Source organism: Pauljensenia sp. UMB3104, from assembly GCF_030217285.1.
Lineage (GTDB): Bacteria > Actinomycetota > Actinomycetes > Actinomycetales > Actinomycetaceae > Pauljensenia.
In genome coordinates, this window is sequence record NZ_JASONN010000343.1 from 1 (window position 1) to 266 (window position 266).

Consider the following 266-nt stretch of genomic DNA (forward strand, 5'->3'; position numbering starts at 1 on the left):
ATCTTGCTCAGCACTTTGGGTGCTTCGAGAATTTGTTCGAGCAGGACGTAGAGCAAGATTTCACCTAACCCCATGCCGTCTTGTTGTGAACGCATCCGGTTTACCGCGTCGAGAGCAACTTCTTCGAGATCGTCTCGCTGTTTGTAGCCTTCGTATTCGGCGCGGGAGAAGACGTAGCGTCCAACGTTGCGTTTGAGGAACTTGACGAGGGCCGTGTGGTCGAAGCGGTTGTTTTGGATAGACAGATGGAACAGGCGTAACTGTTC

The 266-nt window shown here is 52.3% G+C and carries 1 protein-coding gene; it reads right to left on the bottom strand.

All coding sequences use genetic code 11. The features are described 5' to 3' along the window. Positions 1-266, bottom strand: a 266-nt coding sequence (locus QP415_RS11970; RefSeq protein WP_285100226.1) for a Hachiman antiphage defense system protein HamA, incomplete at both ends; no start/stop codon positions are given.